The following is a 20151-nucleotide window of genomic DNA, read 5'->3' as shown; positions in this document are numbered from 1 at the left end:
GTTAATTTGTATAAGATTCCCCTATAAAATAATAATACTAAATAGATCAAGGTATTGGACGGAGGGGTCAAATATGGATTGGAATCTTTTATGGAATGGTGGTTCCTCTTTAGGTTCTTTAGAAATTTTCTTAAGAGTAACGATCCTGTACTTCAGCCTGTTAATGATGACCCGGCTGATGGGCCCCCGGCAGGTAGGAATAGTTTCAGCATTCAATTTTATCACTCATGCTGGTATGGCCCATGTTGCCACGTCGCGAATGGTGAATCCAGAGTCTTCACTTGTGGCAGCGCTCATCATTATAGCAGCAGCTTATTCACTTAGTTTATTACTATCATGGCTGGACTTTAAATTTCCGGTTTGGGTAGGGACAAGTCCCAAAACCTTAGTGATGAATGGGCAGATCCTTCAAGAAAATCTAAAAAAAGTCCATATGACTATAGGAGATTTATTAGCTCAGCTGCGATTGAAAAAGGCGCATCACTTATCAGAAGTCGCTACAGCCGTATTGGAGCCGATGGGAGAACTCAGTGTGATTAAAACACCAGAGTCGTCTCCCGTAACAAGGAAGATGATGAAGCTTCCTGAACAACCATCTGGATCGGGGGCCGTCCTCATTTATGATGGGAAAATAGACCAAGATCACCTGAATACCCTTGGGTTAAAGAAAAGCTGGCTTGAGGACGAAATCTTCAAAAAGGGATATTCAATAAAGCAGATTCTGCTCGCAACGATAGAACCAAGTGGAAACATCCATGTCAGTGTGAGAGCGACATGAATCAACTTGTTGAAGTTTTCCAGGCAACCGAGGATCTGTCACTAGGTGGTTTTGCGTTAAGGACCATTGTGTCCGTGTTGATGATCTATTTCATGAGCCGCTTCCTTTTAAAGCGTGCAGCAGGTCAATTCACTGCATTTGATTTTGTATTTCTATGGATGTTGGGAGCTCTGGCAGTAGCCCCATTGCTAGATGGGAAAATTCTATTTTCAACCACTGTCCTTGCGACGGTGACCCTTTATTTTTGGCATTTTGTAGTTGCATGGCTTAGTGTAAGAAGCTCTCGATTTGCTTCTTTAATCAGAAGAGAGCCGACCGTACTTGTGAAGAAAGGGAAGCTGAATGTAAAGAACATGAAGAAAACCTTTTTCAGTACAGACTTGCTTCTTGCAGAGATGAGGCTTGCAGAAGCGCCGGATCTTAAGGAAGTCGACGAAGTTATATTGGAATCAAGCGGACATTTAAGTGTTGTGAAAAAATCTGGACACACACCGCCAACTCCTGTTGATTTTCAGATTCCAGTACCATCGGGAGGGGTGCCAACGATATTAATTAATAATGGGAGGGTTGATCACGCTAATTTAAAAAAGTTAGATCTCACCGAAGAATGGCTCACGACACAGTTGAACCAAAAAGGGGTTCCCACTATTAAAGATACGTATTTAGCTACGATAAGTCCGGATGGAGAATTTTATTATTCTGTTAAATAAACATTCTAATTTAAGGCGGAAAGGTGATCCATGTGCTTACTCAACAGGAAATCATGAACAATGCTTTTAAAGAATTGCTATATCAGGAACAGATGCTTGCTAATAAATTTGCAGAATTACAGAAAGAAATGACAGATCCTCAACTCCAAAAAGTGTATCAAGGGATGGAAATGGCGTCGCGTACTCGCCAAAGTATGCTTTCAGAGAAAATGAGGGGATATGGAATTGTTTAAGTGGGAGGGTGAAAGATGAATACGTTTGATAAACTGAACGAGATCTTAGAGGTGGAAATGAAAAACCAAATGTTATACAACAAGTACTTGATGGAAATTACGAACCCTGAAGCAAGGCAGCTTTTTACCCAGTTTCGAGATGAACATATGCAGGATATCACTCAACTTCAACAATTGTTGAAGAACCCCTCAATATAAAGCTTGAACCCAAAAGCTGCCCTAAAAGGAATGAACCATCCTTAGGACAGCTTTTTATGTTTGCTATTCATGCATGCAATTTTCGAAGTTTGCACTAGGTTCTGCCCCATTTGTGCCATGCATGGCCGCGTACATTTCCTTAATTTCCTGTTTGGTCAAATCAGGATGCATGTCTTCCATTACTTTTTTCATCTGACCAAAATTAATGAAACCGTTTTGACCTTGCATCATTTGGTGCATGTCATTCATCTCAATCATATTCATATCTACTGATGCCATCCCTCCCTGATTGCTATGAGCATACACACTTGTCACTCCGCCAGTAGCCACTATTCCCAATGCTAAAGCTCCAATAAATAGCTTTTTCATGTCTATCAGCTCCTTTTTCTTTTCTATATTTATAGTTTACGCCTGATTTCTGAAGAAACTGTGGAGAAGATATTGAGAATTGATGACAGTTTCTCATACAAAAAAGAGCCTGAAGATCCAGGCTCTTTTTCTTCCTATTAAATAGCAGCTCTTTTTTCTTCTTCTTTGTCTTCTTCCCAGGCTTCGGTATCCTCTATTCCTAATTCTGAAGGTTTGAATACAGGATCTTTTCCTGCCTTGCGCTGCATTTCGTAATCCTTCAAGACTTTAAAGGCCACTTTACCTAACAACCCAATGGCAATCAAGTTAATCACGGTCATGAGTGCCATGAACAAGTCGGCCATTTTCCATACCAGGCTTAAGCTGGATACGGAACCAATGAGTACAAAGGCCATAGTTCCTAAACGGAAGGCAAGTAACGCTGATTTGCTTTCTTTGATGAACTCGATATTGCTTTCTCCATAGTAATAAGAACCAATGATTGAACTGAAAGCGAATAAGAAGATGGCCACGGAAATGAAGATGCCTGCCCATCCGCCAATATGTGAGTTAAGAGAGTTCTGCAGCAATTCAATTCCTGATATGTCCCCTGAACGAAATGCAGGAGCAAGCAAAATAATGAATGCTGTTGAAGAACAAACTAAAATCGTATCTACAAATACACCTAGTGATTGAATAAGCCCTTGTTTTGCCGGGTGTGAAGTCGTAGAAGTTGCCGCTGCGTTTGGTGCACTACCCATACCAGCTTCGTTAGAGAACAACCCGCGTTTTACACCATTTAGAATAGCTGCACCGATTGCGCCGCCCACAGCCTGTTCGAACCCTAAGGCATGTCCGACAATCAACCCAATAACAGAAGGCAATTCTCCAATATTAATAATCAATACAACAGTGGCAATTAGTAAATAAAGAACAGCCATAATTGGAACGATGACACTAGATAGATTGGCAATTCTGTGCACCCCTCCAAAGATAACCAGACCTGTGATGGCTGTTACGATCAATCCAATGACTAAGCGATTGACACCAAAAGCATTTTCAAAAGCCAAAGCAATCGTATTACTTTGAACAGAGTTGAATATAAGTCCAAATGTAACAGCAATGAGTACAGCAAAAACAATCCCCAGCCATCTAGCTTTTAGACCTTTTTCAATATAATAAGCTGGACCGCCGCGAAATGCTTTTGAATCCCTGATTTTATATACCTGTGCCAGTGTACTCTCGATGAAAGCCGTTGCTCCCCCAAGGAGGGCGACAATCCACATCCAGAATACCGCTCCAGGTCCTCCTAAAGTAATGGCTACCGCAACTCCGGCCAGGTTCCCTGTACCAATACGTGTGGCAGCACCTACACAGAAGGATTTAAACGGTGATATATTTTTCTTTCCATTTTCGAATTGAGGTTTTTCCCCCAATACCCGGATCATTTCTCCAATAAATCTGAACTGTACAAATCGGGATGCAATGGTGAAGTAGATCCCAATTCCTAACAATCCTGCAATGAGGACGTATCCCCAAAGAATGTTATTCGAAAAGTCAATAATGCTTGAAAGCAATTCTTCCATTAGTCGAATCTCTCCTTGTCTTTATGATTGTTAATTCTGAAAATTCAATCACGGGTATTATTATACATAAGCTGTTTTTGATTTCAATAGATTAAGGCAAATTACATTATTCTGACAATAGATGAAAGTTATTGCTAATAGAGGGTTTTTTAAACTAATATTCCTTTTATGAACAATTATTTTGAAGGAGGATGATGGAATTTAATGTATAAAAAGGGGTATTTATATTCATGTATTATATGGTTTAGGGGAAAATTCACCTGTGACAAGATACGAAGTGAAGAAAGGGAAAAAAGAGCTTGGAAAACCGAAGCTCTTTTTAATGCACTCTTATTATTTCTATAGCGGCTTTTAGACTGGAGAAACATTAGGACAACCTAGAATTCTTTATCCTCCATTTCTGGGCGTTCTTATTAAGCAAGATTCACTCTTCAACGTATAATGTGGTGAGCCAATAAATGGAGGAGTGAAAAAATTGAGTTTTAATGATTATCTAAGCGAAAGTTATGACAGTTATGATAGTTATGACTCTGATTATGACTGGAAAAAAGATCATGAGAAAAAATGCTGCGGACATAAAAAGAAAGATGATAAAAAGAAAGACGATAAAAAGTTCAAACACTATAAAAACTGTGTAGAAGATGTATTAGAAGCAATTCTAATTGCACAAAAGAAAGCTGAAAAGGATAACCACTGCCATACATCCTGTAAACAGTCGATCGAAGACTTGTTAGGGGAAAAGAAAAAAGTAAAGAAAAACACCATTCCAGTCATTTTATATTGTGGATGTGATCCTTATAAGGGTACAGGAGTCACGACATACACTTGCCACTCGAAGAAGACAAAATTCAAATGTGTCAACACGTTCATTTTCAAAGTCAAAGATATCGATAAGAAATGTGCGGTTCTTGAATTGCTTGTGTTTAAATCAGATCTGAAACCTAAAAAGGATCGAGATGGAAAATGCCACAGCAAACATGATCACTCAGCTTGCGGCCAAATAGACCACAAGGATCTGGATGACTTAGTAGGCACTGGAATTTGTATTAACGTTGACCTATCCTGTTTCTGTGCAGTAACTTGCTTGCCTGCAGTACATTTGTAAGAATGGTCAGAAGCACTACTACAAGTCGATTTATTCTGAGAAAATCAGAATAGAAGGTAAACCTAATCGGTTAGGCTACCTTCTATACATAAGCTTCTTATCCCCCAAATGCTTCAAGAAGATCCTCGATCTCTTTCAGATCCACTTTTTCAGACGTGACTGATTTTTCAATCGGCTTGCTCCTGACTGAGGAACTATTCCTGTTTCCATGATTCAACATTTTTTTGATTTCTAGTAATTCAAGTAGTAAATCATTTGTACTTTCATGATTCGTTTGCTTTTGTTGAAAGTAGCTATGAAGAGCAGAGAAGATGAGGTGCTGCAGTGTATTATTCATGGAATGGTATTCAATTTCTTCATTGATTTTAGGAGACACTTGATGAGTTTCGCCAGTTTTTACATCAATGAATGTGTCAGGAATAGTTAAAACAGTTTGATTAAAATAATCACTGTATATTCTTGACATTATTTTCACCCTTTAGCTTTTTGCCAATACATAATCATTCTGACCGATCTTATCCTTCTTAAGCAGATTCATTTTCGCAAGGATCAACAGGCCTTGAACATTCAGTTTAGCCATATCCTCAGGAAATGTTAATTCAATAGGTCTGCCTCGTTCACTCCACTTCACTGCAGCTTCTTTGATTTGTCTTTGAGCAATATCTGCCGCACCACCAACGGCAATATAGCGTACGGCCCCGTTGATCTCATTTGAACTGCTCCTCACTCGATCAAAATGTTCAAGGTATTTAATGGCCATAGATTTGAGTTGAGGGATAATGTATTTACTAATATCTTTTTTTACACCGGCAAAAGGCTCCACATACCATTCCGACTGCCCTGCCGCTAATTTTTCTTCAAGCTCTGATCTTGAATTAAATTTGTAGAGCTCATTCTTGCTCACTTTTTGAATGATGTTATCTAAAAATTGATTGATACCAAATTGCTCTCCTTCAATAGAAGCGACAGGCTTGTTATTTTTTATTCCTACAAAGTCAACCGAATCTCCACCTAAGTCTCCGATGATAATGCCTTTTCGTGAGTCATTTACCAGTGAATCATTGTTGATATTCAAAGTCTCAGGATCACGTGTGAGGCTTAAATAGGCAAGTGCCCCTTCAGCTCCTACAATGACATCGTCAATATGAATCTTTACAGCCACTTCTTTTGGTTCTTGAATGCCGGGAACTTTATGAAAAATAACAGTATGAACGCCTTTCAAGCGTTCTTTGAAGACTTCTTTCTTTTCTTTGTATTGTGTGGTTGGGAGGGATACAGCCAATTGATCAATATGGTAATCAATTTCTGCTTCTGATGGGTTGGAGAGAAGGGCATGGTATGCAGCTATCGAATGTAAGAGAATATAAGTGCGTTCTTCATCGATTTTTTGATTATTAAAAGAGGTGAGACTAACATTCTTTTGCTTCATCGCAGCTTTACCGATGTAATAAATTTCACGTCTGTCAACTACGGTCGGGCTTTTAATTTCAACAATGAGATTTTCCTCGAAATCCACATCTTCTTCATCGTAGGGTTTTTCATAAAATTCTTCATCAAATAAGGCAATGGCATTTGGCATCTGGTATTCAAGCAATTCCCCATCGTCAGAAGCGATGACCTTATACCAGCTGTTTCCGACATCTACAGCAAAAATATTGTTTTTTAACATGTTGATCGACCTCCTGATGGTCTAGCCTATGCGAATTGGGCGGGAGGGTGTGCAAGTACTAATAAAAACTTTTTAAATATGTGCCTGTTAAATGGAATCTAGTCTATAAATCGACATTTTTTAAAAGTTGTCATAAAAATCCACGTTTATACTGATTCATTTAACCATGCATGGTAGACAGGTATGCATAAAATACAGTGAGGTTAAATCAAAAGGAGGAAAAAATTGATGAAAAAAGATAATCATCATGATTGTGTAGACCTTAGTATGTCTGCTTCAGTTGAACAGTGCATGAGCAGTCGAGATGCTGAAACAGCCATAACGGATACCCGTCAAATCAGAGTGCCTGTAAAATTGGGGACTTATGATGTTACGACTCATCTAGTTGCTGATATCAAATTCCCTCATCCAGTTATGGAAATTAAGGATATTAAGAAAAGAGTCATTATTACTCAATGCCGTCTGATGACTCGAGTGGCAAGACCAACGGATCCATCTTCAGTAGGACCTTTTCCATTGTTCCTTGAGGGATATGTACGTAAAAACATTCAATACGCCTCTCCTTGTCATAATGACAAAGGTGAATGCGTATCGGCTGAGTTGAAGTCATTAACAGTAAAGATTCCTTTTAAATGCTTCACACAAGTTACGTTAGAAGTAGATGCAATCTTGCCTGTAACCAATACAAGAAGTGAATTCGATTTCTTCAGAGCTCAAGATTTAGGTAAAGGCTTCCCTGAAAAAGATAAGTTTTTATCTAGTGACATCTCACAGTTCCACCAAGCAAGTACTGGGTATTATAACGACCTGCCATTTTGTGAACTCGTATCTCATGACATTATCGAATGGGATGAGGCCACAGATCGTAAATCTATAAACGGTGGATATGGCGACGACAGTCCTGTCGATGAGGGCTTTTTCCACCATATGGTAGAGAAAATGACGCTCACCTTCAGAGTCAGAGTTCTTCAAGAGCAGCTAGTGGAAGTTAACAACGACAACGGCACTGCGTAAAAGCGTAGAAACATAATCACCACTATCCATATTTAGTGGTTGGTTATGTTTTTTACATATCTATAACTTATTCAAAATGAATGTTCTTGGTCATTTTAAATTTTTCTTCTATATAAGAAATAAAATGAGTCACCAAGAGACGTGTAACTCTAATTTCAAATTCAAAGATTGGACAAACCTTAATGGGGATTATCCAGGCAGTGTCTTTGTTAAAGGGAATAAATTCTCCTGCTGCCTTATAAAATTCAGCACCATAAATAAAAATTCTTGCCCGCAAACCCCTTTCTCCACAAGGGCTATCACCCATATTCAAACCCAGAATTCAGACTTTCGCCCAAACATAGTCATTCATCCCACATACGATGAAGTATATTTGCTTAGGAGGAAATCAAATGACTGATATGAATAAGGGTTTCAATAACTATGATTGTAAAGTGACATCAAACTTACACCATTGTGAGAACAAAGCGATTAAACCGAAAGTAAGTCTCGGAAAAATTTACTCTAAAGTTCCTGTAGTATTAGCGGAACTTGACCTGCAATTAAATTTAGATGAAACCATCACCTTCCCTGAACCAGTATTAGAGATCAAAGACATTAAAAAACGAGTCAATTTGACTCAATGCAGATTGCTGCTTCCAACTCACAAATTATTTATTAAAGGATTTGTACGTAAAAATATCCAATATGCAAGTCCTAGTCCTGAGATCGATCAAAGTACATCAAAATCAGTAGCCTCTGATTTGCACTCTTATACAGTAGACATTCCATTTGAATGTGTAACGGAAATTAAAGACTTCTTATCATATCCGGTCCAGCCGAAAATCAACAATCGGGAAGAGTTTGATTTTGCCGTGACGAAATCCTTACCGTCCGGGTTCCCTGAAAAAGACCAGCTGCTATCAAGTGATCTTTCCCAATTTCACCAGGAGAGCCGCCAATTCTATAATGAGCTTCCTTTCTGTGAGCTGATTTCAAGCAGCATCATTGAATGGGATGAAGCCCTGGATCGTATGCCACTTCCAGGAGATGCTCCGTTTAATGAAGGGTACTTTACTAAAGTGGAAGAAAAAATGGTTCTAGATATCCGCTTGAAAGTTTTACAAAATCAACAAATACGGGTGGCTTCAACGACAAATGATTACTGTGAAAAAGACTCTTATTCGGAATCATGTGACTAATAAGAATGGAAAAAATAGAAGAAGGAGGGGGTTGGGAAGGATGCTAGAAAAGCAGCACCTTTCTAGGGTATATGAAGAGTGAAAAAAACACATTCATACAGAAGCATTGGAATAATCGGCATCGATCCAAACGCGCACGCCCATCTGAATCAAATCGTTATAAGAATGACCTTGCCGAATACCATCACTCCACCCATCCTAAAAAACAAATGAATAATAAAAAGGTCTCCAAAAAAAATAATATCTATACACCTCTTAGGAACGGGGACATAAATTCTCATCCTGTGATCACTCCCCCACCTGAGGTTTATGATCAAGAAATATCTAATCAACATTCATCCACGGGCTCAAAGCGTGACAAGAAAAAGAAAGACTCCAAAAAAAGAGCCGATTCTAATGAGTTTAGGAAGCGTAAATCCTCCAAACGGAAAGAAAATACCTCTAGCCCCAAAAGCAATAGTTCTGACAATTATCAAGAAGATAAGTTTAAGTTTGATGAGGATAAGTTTTTTGATGAAAGAAATAATTTAAGTGATAATGGCCAAAAGGGGTCGCTTTTAAAAGAGTTTCTTTCTATGTTAGATGAATCCTCATCTGAAGCGTCCATGTATAATGAAATTGTGCCTATTAAAAAATGGTCTTCTAGTGACGAAGATGAGGCAGCTTCTTCTAACCTTATTAACTGGATCCAAGAAGAAGATTTATTTGAAGATGAAGAAATCTATACACAAGACGATGCTTATGATGGTGAAGGTGATTTTTTAATATTATCAGACATCCTTACCTCTATTGAGAGTTCTTCAAGTCAATATGACGGATTTAAAAACCACTATATTTCTCAAAAGGAAATGGACCTGGCTGAATCCATTGTGGAAGAATCGGTTGATCGATTGGAAGTAAAGGAAGACGTACATGAAAAGGATTTTTCACATCAGGAAGAAGATGCCATTTATAGTGACATTTCTACCATGTTAAACGAATCTTCTTCCTTCGAGATCGATGAATTAGAGGATGCTTATGAAGAACAACATGAATCTTCTTCCTTCCAAATCGATAAATTAGAGGATGCCTCAATAGAACAAAGTGAATCTTCTCCTTTCAAATTCGAAGGATTAGAAGATTCGTCCATCGAACTAGATGAATCCTCTTCTGAACCCTACGAATCTTCTTCACTAGATGAAGAAGAGATTGATCCAATGGATTATTTAGAAGAGTCTCGGCCTCTATCGGAAAAATTTTCTGATATCTTGCACGAAAAAATGTGCAGCTCTAGTAACGAAGTTTTGGCAGAACTAAAGGATATTGTAGATGCAAAAGCCCCTTTAGATAAGAAAGAGAAAGAACAAGAAGAAGATCCTCTTTTAGTTAAACTTCCGGTTTTACTCTCAAGGCTCAACGTTGATATTGATATCATGGAATCGGTCAAACTCATAGAGGGGATTCAAGAGGTAACAAAAATCGAATGGAACCTCCAGTCCTTAAAAGTCCAAGTGCTTTCAAAATCATCCACTGCGTTCTTAAGCGGGGTACTCCTAGCAGATATTGAATATGTAAGTGATACATCTGAACGCACATTCCATTCTCTGAAATGTCCTGTTTATTGGGATCGAATTGTCGGTATAAAGTGGCTCAAGGAACCGATACACTCCCATAAAAGCCAAAAAGAATATGCCTTTAAAGATGAGCAAGAAGAAAGTGTTCACTATGAACATCACCAAAGCTTTGCGAAACCTATTGAAGAACAATTACAATCGATCCACTTTGTTTGGCATAATGAGTTAGATGTACATTGTAATTCTCAAGAATTTTTAGTTCAAGGAAATGTTCAATTATGTATAGATCTATTACAAGAGCAATATATTCATTGTTATTCCTAAACAAGGGCTCAAGTAAAAGATAATAGGTGTCTCTTAATCTAAAGAGACACCTATTGTTTTATTGCTTACCGACCAATGCTTCTTCTGAATCTGTCCATAGACGTTTCAGGATAAGATTCAGTTGTTTCTTCAGAAGAGTATCCATTACTAGAATTAACCGGTGGTTTCTTACGTTTTTTATCTTTTTGCTGTTTTTGAGTTAGTTTAATAACAAGGGTGATATCCATTTTTTCTGTGATCTTGTTAAAACGTCCCCAGTTATCAAAGTTGTGCACAATGTCCAACTGGTTTACGGCGTGCGCAAGGAGTTTGCACTCGATCGGCTCATTATTGATTTCCCATGTTAGTGAACCAAATTCACAGCGGTCGGCTCCCATGCCATCTTTTGCTAGCTCTCTGTACTGAAGTACATTGTCTTTGACACTGAATTCAGTACCAAATGGGAATTTAACCGGTTTTTCAAGTTTTACTAGATCATAGGCTTTGAATGGAATATCAATGCTGAAATCTTTTACATTACCGAAACCCTCTTCAACATATTGAATGTTTTTGTGTACAAATCCTTCTACGAAAAGTTTGACTTTACAAGGAAAACCAGGCACAGGAATCGCTTTACATTGAGTTAAGAACACGTTTTTCTCGATGTTTTTAATTGCTCTTGCATAAGTTGGCAGATAAAAATCTGCTTCTGTAAGAGATTGAATGAAAACATCTTGAAGGACAACTGTCTTTTCTTCGTCACCGAAAGGGACACCGAAGGTATCAGTATGCAAGCTTCTAGACTTTGCTACTTCATTACTTGGAAGTGGTGGACATTTTTTGTGACCATTTCCACAGCCAGTGTTTTTTCTCATATTTTTCACTCCTTAATATATTTAAGTCAAAAGTTTAGTAGTTTCTTCTGACTCACTAGTAATATATGTACCTGGTGTTGGTTTGGAATGGACGAGTGTCGCTAGGCTTACTATATTAAAGCCTAATCTGGTAAAAATAGGTATTTGTACAAGTACATAAAAGAGTATATTCAAGCTGACTTATTTAAGAGGAAATCGTCTAGTTACAATAAACTATGAACATAGGCTAGATTACGTGTGTCATATGATATGAAATCAATAAAGAAGAGCAATACATGATGAAGCATTAAAAGGCTTGGGAAATCCCAAGCCTTTATTCTTTCTATTATTATATGACCGCTTTTTCTTTTAAACATTCTTCCTCTTCCCAAGCTTCCGTATTATCAATATCTAGTTCAAACGGTTTGAAAACAGACTCTTTTCCTTCCTTACGCTGCATTTCATAATCTATTAGCACCTTGAAAGCTACTTTACCTACTAGGCATATTGCTACCAAGTTGATCACTTTCATAAGAGCCATGAATAAATCGGCCATCTTCCATACTAGGCTTATGATAGAAACGGAACCTATCAATACAAAAACCATCGTTCCTCATCTGAAAGCCAATAACGCGGGGTTGCTTTCTTTAATGAACTAAATATTTGTTCCTCCATAGTAGTAAGACCCAACAATAGAGCGGAAGGAATAAGTAAATGGCAACAGAGATAAAGACGTCGGCCCATCCGTCCCTGATACATCACCTTTTTGGAAGGCAGGGCAAGGATAATAATGAAGGCGGTAGCAAGAACAACCTAAGATGTTATCTACAAATGTTTGAGAAATAATGATGGCTAGAAAGCCATTCTCCCATTGGTTGTATCTCTTCTTGTCATTTGATTGTTTATTCTGAAAATTAAATAACGTGTATCGTTATATCTATCTTTATTCACCATCTTTCAACAAATTACATATATTTTACAGGGGCTTATTGGTATGAAAGAATTTATAAACTAAATTTCCTTTATCAACTAAAAGAGCATGTATGAATCGAATAAAAAATTTTATGGAGAATTTTTATCATGGGCTAACGTTTGTTTTCCATAAATAATGGGTGATTGTATGAACCCCGTTTCACCTAACCTACATACTTTATATGGAGTACCTGAAGAACAAGGATGAGGTATATTTTAATAAAGGAGAGATAAATATGAAGAAAAACTGCTACGATGGTTACTATGACGAGAGTAACGATTTAGTAGAGAGTCTGGAAAGTTCAGACTGTTCGCCGAACCATGCACAAAACCATGCACAAAACCATGCACCAAGACCTATCCCAAGTGGAAGTAATTCTAATGGAAATGATTTACTAAATTGTGTGTGTAGTGTTTTAGCGGATATTCAAGAAAGGCAGGATAATGCAAATACTCCAAGTAATGGTTGCGTAAATGACTTTTGCAGTATGGTCAACAATAATCCTGATACCATTCCGGTTGTCTTAACAACTAAGGAGAATACAGCATTGTTCGGTTTTATTAATCTTGAAGACAATGATTGTGAAATAACAGTCTATTTCCGAGTTAACAATGTTAACGAAGACACAGGCTGTGTCCAACTTGAACTGTTGCTGCCTAATGAAGGTAGACAGATTGCTCCAGGAAACCAATGCTGTGTACGTCTAAACCAAATATGTGGTGCAGGCCCCGCATTAACACTAGAGCGTACGGGACAATGTATAGTCGTTGATTGTGATTGCTTATGTACCATTCAATGTCTTGATCCTAACGTAGTCATGAATGGAAATGGCAATGGAGGTAGCGCTACCGCACGTAGAAGACGTGCTGCTACTGAAACTGAATAAAACTATTTATAAAAAAGAGGGCCTTTTAGAAAAGGATCCTCTTTTTTTGGTTATAGACAGCAAAACGTGGAAAACGCACTAAGAATTAAGTTGTATGAGATTTGTGGTACGCTAGCCGCCTTTATCGTGAAAGGAGTCACCTTTGATATTTTATGTTATTCATTACTTTAATTGAATGGATCATTTCTTAAAGGATTTGGGTTGATAAATCAAAATTTACATATGCGGGACACCTACACAAGCCTTTTGAAAGAGAAAGCATATTGTAATACGAAAATGATTTTAAATATTGAAAGGAGATTACTTTTGTATGAGTTGTGGAAGTAATTCTGATGGAAATGGTTTTCTAAATTGTGTGTGTAGTGTTTTAGCGGATATTAAAGAAAGGCAGGATAATGCAAATACTCCAAGTAATGGTTGCGTAAATGACTTTTGTAGTATGGTCAACAATAATCACGATACCATTCCGGTTGTCTTAACAACTAAGGCGAATACAGCATTGTTCGGTTTTATTAATCTGGAAGACAATGATTGTGAAATAACAGTCTATTTCCGAGTTAACAATGTTAATGAAGATACAGGCTGTGTCCAACTTGAACTATTGCTGCCTAGTAGACAGATTAATACAGGAAACCAATGTTGTGTACCTCTAAGGGAAATATGTGGTACAGGAGGCGATTTAACACTAGAGCGTACGGGGCAATGTATAGTCGTTGACTGTGACTGCTTATGTACAGTTCAATGCATTGATCCTAACGTAGTCATGAATGGAAATGGTAATGGAGGTATCGCTCCCGCACGTAGAAGACGTGCTGCTACTGAAACTGAATAAAGTTATTTTTTAAAAAAAGAGGACCTTAGAAAAGGATCCTCTTTTTTTGGTACAGCCAGCAAAACGTGGAAAACGCACTAAGAATTATGTTGTATGAGATTTGTGGTACGCTAGCCGCCTTTATCGTGAAAGGAGTCACCTTTGATATTCTTAGGTCTGTTAAAGTTCTTAGGAGGTGGAGCTGCATTGGCTGATTCCATCGCCCGATTTATTTTAATTTTCAGATTTATCATTGACTTTATTAATCTACTGCTGTACAGTGATAGTTAAATTTATACGGAAAAACATCCTTATCAAGAGCAGGGGAGGAATTTGGTCCCGCGATCCTGCAGCAACCTGTCAGTTTTGACAAGGTGCTAACTCCAACAGACGTTAAGTCTGGAAGATGAGGAAGAGAGACGGCCTCTTCCTTATTTGGAAGGGGTCGTTTTTTGTATAAACAACTTAGAGGGAGGCTTCAAATATGACAACAGTCGGGTATTGGTTCATCGGTTTTGCTTTGGCGTACACATTTTTTCTTATTCTTATCAGCCAGGTGGCAAGGAGGAAAGCTTCAAGCGGAAACGGCTATTTTGTAGGCGGTCGAGGCTTTAACACTCTTTTTGTAACGGTTTGTATTACGGGACTTTTCTCAGGTTCTTCTTATATCGCTATTATAGAATTAAGTTATCTGCAGGGTGTATCGGCGATATGGTATGGGGTTGCCGAGACGGTACAAGTGCTGATTATTGCCCTAGTACTCATTGCCCCATTCAGAAAAAAGGCGCTTGTGACTATCTCTGGGCTGCTAGGGGATCGATACGGTGAAAAGGTTCGCGGATTAGCTGGTGCGATTACGGCGTTCACTTTTCCAATGTGGTCGGTAGCAACGGCCTTAGCCTTTGCATCGGCACTCTCTGTGTTTACTGGTCTTTCACTTATGTTGTCAGTCGGAGTTACCGCACTATTGTTATTTGTATACCTGCAGTTTGGTGGTATGTGGTCTGTGGGATTAACGCAGCTTAGTAATGTCATTGTATTTTTCGTTATGCTTGCAATTGGTACTTATGCCTTTTTTGTTAATCCAGGAATAGATGGACTGCAATCGTTGTTTCAGGATAAACCGAGCTACGCCTCCTTTGGGAGTGTAGGCGTGCAAACGATCCTAGCCTGGTTCGGAACCTTCCTATTTAATGTCATTCTTGCACAGGCAGCTTTTCAAATGGCGCTTTCCTGCAAGACACCTGAGCAAGGAAGGAATGGACTGCTATATGCGTCGCTGTTAGGGATTCCACTTATTATTGGGGCCGTAGTCTTCGGGCTGGCTGCCGCTCAGGTCGTTCCAGGGGAGACACAAGGGCTCGTAGCGGTTCCTCTCTATCTAATGGAAACTCTTCCGGCACCGTTGGTAGCCTTGTTTTTCTTAGGATTCTGGGCAGCGGCTTTAAGCTGGGGAGCACCTTGTCAATTTTCCGGTGCAACAAGTCTTGGTCGTGATGTAGGCCGGGCCCTTAATCCAAAAGCAACGGACAAACAACTGGTCACTTACACGAAATGGTCACTGCTATTACTGACGGTCCTGATGGTTGGCTTTGCCTTTTTAAGGTCAGATCAATCCGCGTGGTGGAATGTGTTAGCCTGGGTGACACGTAATTCTGCTACATTTGCACCCGTTGTTGCAGCGATATTCTGGCCTGTTGTCACCAAAAGGGCTGCGTTTGTTTCCTTGTTTACAGGTTCTTTCTCTGGATTGCTTTGGTACCATCTCGGAGGATGGGGCATCAACGAGTTTTACTTGAATATTCATCCGGTCTGGATAGGTATGATGATTAATATCATTACAATAGTAACTGTGAGCTTGCTGGATAAGAACAATGCCTGGGTTTGGAACGCTTCTCTAACAGGAATTGGAGCTTACGCAACAGCTTTCGCCTTGCTATTGATTCTAGTGCTCGTTCCAGGATTTGATTATCTCTATACATCAGGAATTTTAGGAATGGTTTTAGCTTTGATTGTTTCTAGCTTGTTTATCACTTGCATGAGTTTTATTCGAGAAAAACCAACAAAATCTGTAAAATCTCTTCAAACGGGATAATGAACGAGCCTTTCAGGGTACTAGAACCCTTGAAAGGCTTTTTTGTCTGCGGTTTACTTTTCTGAGTAAAGTTTCGAGGCATTTTTTCCTAATAAGATTGTTGGTACCTGGTGGCTTGATATGAAGAACATACCATTTAAACCATAAAAGACATGGAATCATGGCTGAATTGTTGCAGAAATTTTAAGGATTCTTGAACCTTATGTGACAACTTATTGAACAAGACCCTAGAATTCGACTGAATCTGCTATAATCATTCAAGCCTTACTATAAATATCTCGGATACTTATTAGGACAAATTTTATAGATTGATAGGAGTGTGAAACTACATGAAAAACAAGCGGCATCGGTCTAAATGGTTGTTTTTGATTCCGCTCAGCTTAGTTTTCTTCTTAAGCGGATGTGAACAGATGGTTGTTTTTGATCCTAAGGGTCCTGTGGCTCAAAGTCAAAATGACCTGATTATATATTCTCTTTGGTTCATGCTGGGAATTGTAGTCGTTGTTTTCGGCTTATTCGCCTATATGCTTATCAAATACCGCGATCGACCTGGTCGTGGAGATAAAGACTACGATCCATCTATTCATGGCAATACATTAATTGAAATCATTTGGACAGTTGTTCCTTTCGTTATTGTTATAGCGCTGTCTATTCCTACAGTTGAAACACTGTATGATCTGGAAGACCCTGCAGCGGCTACATCCTATGAGGATCCTTCAGAAACCTTAGATGAGGAACCGTTAGTCATTCATGCTACATCAGCCGACTGGAAATGGTTCTTCAGTTATCCGGAGCAGGGAATAGAAACGGTCAATTACCTTCATATCCCAACGGATCGTCCAATTGAATTTCGTTTAAGCTCTGCAGATTCGATGGCAGCCCTTTGGATTCCTGCCCTCGGCGGCCAGAAATACAATATGGCAGGAATGATGAACAAACTTTACCTCGAAGCAAGTGAAGAAGGCGTCTATGATGGGCGTAATTCCAACTTCACAGGAGAAGGTTTTACAGATCAGACCTTTAAAGTCCATGCGGAAAGTGAAGAACAATTTAACGCATGGGTAGAAGAAACGAAGAGTGAAGCACCGGTCCTAACTCAGGAAAAGTATGATTCTCTTCTTGAGCCTGGACTAACTGATAAAATGGAATTCTCTTCTACTCACCTAGAGTGGGTCAATCACGCCACGAACGATGGCCGTGATTATGCTGTTGAACGTCACCGTGAAGCCTACAAAGAAAAGCTTCACTTAGATCGTGATGGTGTACCATCTTCACACGAGTAGTATTAAATGAAAGCAGGTGAAAAACATGAACATCACTGACATTTTAGTCACTGGTGAACCACTTATATATGGGGCCATGGTTTCGATTGTCCTTGTATCAACAGCGGCTATTTTCCTTTTGACTTATTTCAAAAGATGGGGATGGCTATGGCGTGAATGGTTAACAACCGTTGACCATAAGAAAATCGGAATTATGTATATCTTGAGTGCTCTGGCAATGCTGTTCCGTGGTGGAATGGACGCTTTAATGATGCGTATCCAGTTGGCATTTCCAGGACTTAACTTTTTAGATGCCCAGCACTATGATGAAATCTTTACGACACATGGAACAGTCATGATTATCTTCATGGCGATGCCGTTTCTTATTGGTTTAATGAATATTATCGTTCCATTGCAAATAGGGGCAAGAGACTTTGCCTTTCCGTTTGTCAACGCGGTCAGTTTCTGGTCCTTCTTCTTTGGAGCAATGTTGTTCAATATCTCCTTTGTTATCGGGGGTTCTCCTGATGCAGGTTGGACGAGTTACACACCGCTAGCCGGTGCGGCAATGAGTCCAGGACCAGGGCAGAACTTCTACTTAATGGGACTTCAGCTTTCCGGTATCGGAACGCTTGCTACCGGAGTCAACTTGATGGTAACGATCCTCAAGATGCGTGCTCCTGGTATGAAATTGTTCCATATGCCGATTTTTACTTGGTCTACTTTAGTTACATGTTTCATTATTGTCTTTGCTTTCCCTATTTTAACGGTAGCATTGGCTCTTATGACGATTGACCGTATTTTTGGTTCTCAATTCTTTACGTTGACTGGTGAAGGATTGCCGATGATGTGGGCGAACTTATTCTGGATGTGGGGTCACCCTGAGGTGTACATCGTTATTCTTCCAGCCTTCGGTATTTTCTCCGAAGTCATTGCAACGTTTGCTCGTAAGCGACTATTTGGTTATCACGCAATGGTTTGGTCCATGATCATCATCGCTCTTCTCAGCTTCCTTGTGTGGGTCCACCACTTCTTTACAATGGGAGCAGGAGCGTTTGTAAACTCTGTATTCTCTGTTTCTACAATGTTAATTGCCGTGCCTACCGGAGTAAAAATCTTCAACTGGCTGGCAACCTTATATAAATCAAAAATTGAGTTTACGGTAGCGAATTTGTGGGCATTGGCCTTTATACCAAGTTTTGTCATCGGGGGAGTTACCGGTGTCATGCTCGGTATGGCAGCAGCCGACTTTCAGTTCCACAATTCCTACTTCTTAATTGCGCACTTCCACTATGTGCTGATTGCAGGTACTGTATTCGCCTGCTTTGCAGGTCTAGTGTTCTGGTATCCGAAAATTTTTGGACACAAGCTCAATGAACGTATTGGAAAATGGAGCTTCTGGTTGTTCCTTATTGGCTTCCATGTGTGCTTCTTCCCACAGTATTTCTTAGGACTAGATGGAATGCCGCGCCGTATCTTCATTACAAGAATTGAAGAATGGCTGCCATTGAATGTAATCTCTACAGTGGGAGCGTTCGGAATGGGATTAGGCTTTGCTGTATTCGTCTTTAACATTTACTACAGCTACCGCTATAGTGAGCGAGAGAAAACAGGAGATCCATGGAACGGAAGAACGCTCGAATGGGCGACACCGACTCCTATTCCTTTTTATAATTTTGCGACCATTCCGCACGTCGATGGTATTGATTACTACCTTCCGATGAAGGAAAAAGGCGAAACAACGTATGACGAATCGAAACTTGAGCCGATTCACATGCCTAGTAATTCAGGACAGCCGATTATTATGATGGCATTCTTCGCTTTCGCAAGTTTTGCATTAGTATTTGAATGGATTCCTTTGGCAATCGCCGGATTAATTGGAGGTTTCATCATGATGGGAGTAAGATCCTTTGATTATGATGAAGGTTACCATGTTGAAGTTGATGAAATTAAGCGTATCGAACGCTCGGCGAGGGGGTTATGATATGTCCGCACATGAATTGAAAACAGGACCATTAGAATATCGTACCCAGGAAGGCCGGATGAGCATTCTCGGCTTCTGGATCTTCCTTGGAGCGGAAGTTGTGCTCTTTGCCACTTTATTTGCAACCTATGCTGTATTGTTTGGAAGAACCGCGGATGCCCCGCATCCTGGCGAATTATTTGAAATAAAGACGACGCTGATTATGACGTTCTTACTTCTTACAAGTAGTTTTACTTGCGGGATTGCGATTCATGAAATGCGTCGAGGTTCATTGAAGGGACTTATGACTTGGCTGATTATTACGCTGCTTTTAGGTCTTGGTTTCCTTGGCTTTGAAATATATGAATTTATGCATTATGCCCATGAAGGAGCCACTTTGCAGTCCAGCGCTTTCTGGTCAGGATTCTTTGTGCTGGCAGGTACTCACGGGCTCCACGTTACTGTGGGAACTGGCTGGGCGATCCTTTTGCTTATTCAATTGTCAAGACGAGGACTTACGAATGTAACGAATCGTAAAGTCTTTATCATCAGTCTGTACTGGCACTTCTTGGACGTCGTCTGGATCTTTATCTTTACAGGTATCTACCTGATTGGGATGGTGATATAAA

The 20151-nt window shown here is 39.5% G+C and carries 21 protein-coding genes and 1 riboswitch; of the genes, 14 read left to right on the top strand and 7 right to left on the bottom strand.

Annotated elements, in window-relative coordinates; genetic code table 11:
• The first annotated feature begins 73 nt into the window (after positions 1–73).
• The 4 genes from HM131_RS18270 to HM131_RS18255 are packed head-to-tail and all read left to right on the top strand — an operon-like array spanning position 74 to position 1919.
• On the top strand, positions 74–778 hold the full coding sequence (locus tag HM131_RS18270; protein WP_085031124.1) for a DUF421 domain-containing protein: 705 nt from the start codon (positions 74–76) through the stop codon (positions 776–778).
• Positions 775–1488: a YetF domain-containing protein gene (locus HM131_RS18265; protein WP_085031123.1), complete on the top strand. Its 714-nt coding sequence runs from the start codon at positions 775–777 to the stop codon at positions 1486–1488. The genes HM131_RS18270 and HM131_RS18265 overlap by 4 nt, the downstream gene beginning before the upstream one ends.
• Positions 1489–1520: 32 nt before the next feature.
• Positions 1521–1721 (top strand): hypothetical protein, encoded by a 201-nt coding sequence (locus tag HM131_RS18260; protein ID WP_085031122.1) that lies wholly within the window; start codon positions 1521–1523, stop codon positions 1719–1721.
• A 15-nt stretch (positions 1722–1736) separates the two neighbouring features.
• Entirely contained in the window at positions 1737–1919 is a 183-nt protein-coding gene (locus HM131_RS18255; protein WP_085031121.1) for a ferritin family protein, read from the top strand.
• 63 nt (positions 1920–1982) lie between these two features.
• Here HM131_RS18255 and HM131_RS18250 read toward each other — a convergent pair whose 3' ends face one another.
• Together HM131_RS18250 and HM131_RS18245 are read right to left on the bottom strand one after the other, a co-directional pair.
• On the bottom strand, positions 1983–2288 hold the full coding sequence (locus HM131_RS18250) for a hypothetical protein (RefSeq protein ID WP_085031120.1): 306 nt from the start codon (positions 2286–2288) through the stop codon (positions 1983–1985).
• A gap of 137 nt (positions 2289–2425) precedes the next feature.
• Complete coding sequence (locus HM131_RS18245; protein WP_085031119.1) at positions 2426–3853, bottom strand: alanine/glycine:cation symporter family protein; 1428 nt, start codon at positions 3851–3853, stop codon at positions 2426–2428.
• 475 nt (positions 3854–4328) lie between these two features.
• Between HM131_RS18245 and HM131_RS18240 the strand changes: the two genes are divergently transcribed.
• Positions 4329–4958, top strand: coding sequence for a CotY/CotZ family spore coat protein (locus HM131_RS18240; RefSeq protein ID WP_085031118.1), 630 nt, complete (start codon positions 4329–4331; stop codon positions 4956–4958).
• 97 nt (positions 4959–5055) lie between these two features.
• Here HM131_RS18240 and HM131_RS18235 read toward each other — a convergent pair whose 3' ends face one another.
• Both HM131_RS18235 and HM131_RS18230 read right to left on the bottom strand, forming a co-directional pair.
• The gene (locus HM131_RS18235) at positions 5056–5424 is read right to left on the bottom strand and encodes a hypothetical protein (RefSeq protein WP_085031117.1); all 369 of its coding nucleotides are present in this window, start codon (positions 5422–5424) and stop codon (positions 5056–5058) included.
• 12 nt (positions 5425–5436) lie between these two features.
• Positions 5437–6627 carry a ParM/StbA family protein gene (locus HM131_RS18230; protein ID WP_085031116.1) on the bottom strand — a complete coding sequence of 397 codons (1191 nt, stop codon included), beginning with the start codon at positions 6625–6627 and terminating at the stop codon, positions 5437–5439.
• A gap of 228 nt (positions 6628–6855) precedes the next feature.
• On the opposite strand from HM131_RS18230, the gene HM131_RS18225 reads away from it, so the two are divergent.
• Positions 6856–7641 (top strand): CsxC family protein, encoded by a 786-nt coding sequence (locus tag HM131_RS18225; RefSeq protein WP_085031115.1) that lies wholly within the window; start codon positions 6856–6858, stop codon positions 7639–7641.
• 67 nt (positions 7642–7708) lie between these two features.
• Here the strand turns inward: HM131_RS18225 and HM131_RS18220 are convergent, their stop codons facing one another.
• A complete protein-coding gene (locus tag HM131_RS18220) occupies positions 7709–7948 on the bottom strand; it encodes a hypothetical protein (protein WP_198162679.1) in 240 nt (79 codons plus the stop codon).
• Positions 7949–8033: 85 nt separating this feature from the next.
• Between HM131_RS18220 and HM131_RS18215 the strand changes: the two genes are divergently transcribed.
• Together HM131_RS18215 and HM131_RS18210 are read left to right on the top strand one after the other, a co-directional pair.
• Positions 8034–8822, top strand: coding sequence for a CsxC family protein (locus tag HM131_RS18215; protein WP_198162678.1), 789 nt, complete (start codon positions 8034–8036; stop codon positions 8820–8822).
• Positions 8823–9397: 575 nt separating this feature from the next.
• Positions 9398–10699: a hypothetical protein gene (locus HM131_RS18210; RefSeq protein ID WP_157130864.1), complete on the top strand. Its 1302-nt coding sequence runs from the start codon at positions 9398–9400 to the stop codon at positions 10697–10699.
• A 65-nt stretch (positions 10700–10764) separates the two neighbouring features.
• Here HM131_RS18210 and HM131_RS18205 read toward each other — a convergent pair whose 3' ends face one another.
• A complete protein-coding gene (locus HM131_RS18205; protein ID WP_198162677.1) occupies positions 10765–11553 on the bottom strand; it encodes a CsxC family protein in 789 nt (262 codons plus the stop codon).
• 328 nt (positions 11554–11881) lie between these two features.
• Complete coding sequence (locus tag HM131_RS18200; protein ID WP_085031112.1) at positions 11882–12139, bottom strand: alanine:cation symporter family protein; 258 nt, start codon at positions 12137–12139, stop codon at positions 11882–11884.
• A gap of 601 nt (positions 12140–12740) precedes the next feature.
• Between HM131_RS18200 and HM131_RS18195 the strand changes: the two genes are divergently transcribed.
• The 6 genes from HM131_RS18195 (at position 12741) to qoxC (ending at position 20150) form a co-directional block, all read left to right on the top strand.
• A complete protein-coding gene (locus tag HM131_RS18195) occupies positions 12741–13391 on the top strand; it encodes a CotY/CotZ family spore coat protein (RefSeq protein ID WP_198162676.1) in 651 nt (216 codons plus the stop codon).
• A 310-nt stretch (positions 13392–13701) separates the two neighbouring features.
• Entirely contained in the window at positions 13702–14223 is a 522-nt protein-coding gene (locus tag HM131_RS18190) for a CotY/CotZ family spore coat protein (protein WP_085031110.1), read from the top strand.
• A 287-nt stretch (positions 14224–14510) separates the two neighbouring features.
• Positions 14511–14615, top strand: a riboswitch (SAM riboswitch).
• 71 nt (positions 14616–14686) lie between these two features.
• Positions 14687–16297 carry a sodium:solute symporter family protein gene (locus HM131_RS18185; protein ID WP_085031109.1) on the top strand — a complete coding sequence of 537 codons (1611 nt, stop codon included), beginning with the start codon at positions 14687–14689 and terminating at the stop codon, positions 16295–16297.
• Between the two features lie 329 nt (positions 16298–16626).
• Positions 16627–17580: a cytochrome aa3 quinol oxidase subunit II gene (qoxA, locus tag HM131_RS18180; protein ID WP_085031108.1), complete on the top strand. Its 954-nt coding sequence runs from the start codon at positions 16627–16629 to the stop codon at positions 17578–17580.
• Positions 17581–17605: 25 nt separating this feature from the next.
• A complete protein-coding gene (gene qoxB, locus HM131_RS18175) occupies positions 17606–19543 on the top strand; it encodes a cytochrome aa3 quinol oxidase subunit I (protein ID WP_085031107.1) in 1938 nt (645 codons plus the stop codon).
• A 1-nt stretch (position 19544) separates the two neighbouring features.
• Positions 19545–20150 (top strand): cytochrome aa3 quinol oxidase subunit III, encoded by a 606-nt coding sequence (gene qoxC / locus HM131_RS18170; protein WP_085031106.1) that lies wholly within the window; start codon positions 19545–19547, stop codon positions 20148–20150.
• Position 20151 lies beyond the last annotated feature (1 nt).

Origin of the sequence: Halobacillus mangrovi (genome assembly GCF_002097535.1) — a bacterium.
GTDB lineage: Bacteria > Bacillota > Bacilli > Bacillales > Halobacillaceae > Halobacillus > Halobacillus mangrovi_A.
Note: the sequence above shows the minus strand (reverse complement) of the source record. Positions and strands in the feature narration are given on the sequence as shown.